This window comes from Vibrio sp. V08_P9A1T1 (genome assembly GCF_963874405.1).
In the GTDB taxonomy this organism is placed as follows: Bacteria; Pseudomonadota; Gammaproteobacteria; order Enterobacterales; family Vibrionaceae; genus Vibrio; species Vibrio anguillarum.
Genome location: NZ_CAWNIB010000220.1, coordinates 1 through 2,484, shown reverse-complemented (window position 1 = coordinate 2,484; position 2,484 = coordinate 1). Strand labels below are relative to the sequence as shown.

Below are 2,484 nucleotides of genomic sequence, written 5' to 3'. Positions count from 1 at the left end.
TTCTTTGTAAATTTAAGCCCTAGAAGCTCGTCAGTTTCTCGGTTATTTCTTCTTTGCCAAGTGCTTTTCGTGGTTTAGGTTTTGGTTTCGAAGTTGTCCGTTTTACTTTGTTGCTTGAAAGCAATAATGTGTTTTAAATTAGGCCGTTGGGTGGCAAATCTCCGGCTAAAGTGCAGCAGCTAACAAACGGCTCAAGAGGGATTGCCAACGCGTGGCGGCTTTAGTACAAAATTGAAGCTCAGTGTTTACAGTGTGTTTTTTGAGTTTGGCTATGCGTCGTCAACCCCTTAGCCGGGCGTTAGGGCTCTTCTTAACTTCAATGTTTGTCACACTTTAGTACTATTTAATTATCCCAAGAATATGCATCTTGTATTATTACGTCATATTTAATTTTAATTAGTAGGCAGTATGGAAAGCGCAGATAAATTGGAAATGCATTACTATTTCAATGATGATAGCCATTCAATGGATGCTATTGTTAAAAATAAATGTGAAGCAGAAATCTTAGCCATACTACTTGAAGCCGCCGATATCCTCAAAATCGATATAGACGTGAACTCAGAAGTTTATCGAGAAGGCGGACTGAGAGATTTCTGGCGTGTTTTGGGTAGTAACAATAACCAAGTAACTATACTTCTTATGATTGTAACGGTTGTTTTGTCTAGGGTTCCATTATCTGACCCTGAAGTTAATGCTTTGGAGAAGGAAATCAAACAGTTAACAATAGAAGAAAAGAAACTCAATATTGAAAAACTGAAGCTAGAACTGAAGGAAAAGACAGTACAACAAATTGGTGAAGAAACTATTGGTAAAGCTGCGCGCCATGTTGATAAGAGCTTAAAAATTGTTAAACGCCGTTCTAATTTATACAGCCACTTATCTTCATATCATAAAGTCACGCGCGTTGGCATAAATGCAGTTTCCCCAAGTTTTGAACCGTTTGTTGATGAAAGAGTTATTGAAAGAGCTAATTTCAAAAACTTTATTCTATCCTCAAATAAGCTCAAATCTGACATCGATGAAGGAGCTGTAATAGAAATTATATCTCCAGTTTTACGTGAGGGTCGGTATAAGTGGAAAGGTATCTACGAAGATAAACCTATCTCTTTTGATATGCATGATGCGGACTTTAAAGAAGAGGTGCTGCTCGAAAAAGTCGGATTTAAGCATGGATCTACAATAACCTGTGTATTACGCATTGCTCGTGAACTGGATGAAGTTGGTGAAATCAAAATTACTGGATATTCAGTAGCTACGGTAATTGAAATAACAGAAGGCACAGAAACTAAAGCGACCAAACAAGGGTATCGATACATGCATGCGAAGAAAATGCGTGATTCTCAAGGAGATCTATTTACGTCCTAGCCCTAACAAACGGCTCAAGAGGGATTGCCAACGCGTGGCGACTTTAGTGCAAAATTGAAGTTCAGTGTTTACAGTGTATTTTTTGAGTTCGGCGGTGCGTTGTCAACCCCTTAGCCGGGCGTTATGTGTTTGATGAGTTTTTAAGGTCAAAGCTACGATTTTATTGAGAATTCGTTCCGTGTTTTCGGCAAGTTGGCTTGCTCGAAATGGATTCTTGAACAATCTGAGATTGATCATTTCCAAGGTTCTTGGGTTGCCTCAATGGAGTGCTGGAGCTGGTTTGCGTTGGGTTTCGGTGGTTTCAAATCGCTTTAATTGAAATGTCTTTTTGACTGATTCACTTGTTGAAGTTCAGCTCTGAAAGTCTGGTGACGCAAAAGGTTTTGTTGTGGCTGAAAGGGCGCTTTCTTTGTTGTTGATTCTGCAAGTGGCTCTCTTTGGCTCAGATCGCTGTGAAATTTAGGTTTTGGTAAGCATCGTTTTTGTACGTAAGTTATTCAAATTTCTTCATTTCTACGGTGGTTTACTTTGACTTTACGGTAAAAATCACATAACAAGCAATTTAAGAGGGATTCCCAACGCTTGGTATTTTTGCTTCTACTTCAAATTTAGTGTTTACGGTACAATGCTTTAGGTTGGGTGGTAGCGTTGCTCACCCCTTAATTGGGCGTTATGACTCATTCAATTGGCTAGGGCTGTATATAAAAACAGTTTTTCTTGTTTTCATGCTTTAATCTGTATAAGTTACCCATCATTTTCTAACAAAGCAGGCAATTAACAAGTGCGTAGTTCATTGAGAAAAAAGGTAATTCAAGTTTGTTCCAAGAAGATTGAGCAGAAGGGTGATAATGTAGGCGTTTCATTTTATGCATTTTTTGCTAATAAAAATGACGATCCAGATTTGTTAATGGAAGCCGCCACATGGTGGATTCAAGAACACAAATTAGATCATTTTGAAAAAGCTCATAAAATCATGGCAATGGTAAAATCTGATATTTAGTGAACTGAGCCATAACAAACGGTTTAAGAGGGACTGCCAACGCGTGGCGGTTTTTGCTTAAATCAACATTTGTGATTACGGTTGCTATTTTAGGTTCAGTGTTTTGCGTTGTCAGCCCC

General features: G+C 38.5%; 2 protein-coding genes. Both read left to right on the top strand.

Annotation, left to right across the window (positions count from 1 at the left end; genetic code table 11):
* The first annotated feature begins 408 nt into the window (after nt 1–408).
* The gene (locus tag AACT21_RS08850) at nt 409–1,365 is read left to right on the top strand and encodes a hypothetical protein (RefSeq protein WP_094164490.1); all 957 of its coding nucleotides are present in this window, start codon (nt 409–411) and stop codon (nt 1,363–1,365) included.
* Nucleotides 1,366–2,146: 781 nt separating this feature from the next.
* The gene (locus AACT21_RS08845; protein ID WP_017049924.1) at nt 2,147–2,365 is read left to right on the top strand and encodes a DUF6500 family protein; all 219 of its coding nucleotides are present in this window, start codon (nt 2,147–2,149) and stop codon (nt 2,363–2,365) included.
* Nucleotides 2,366–2,484 lie beyond the last annotated feature (119 nt).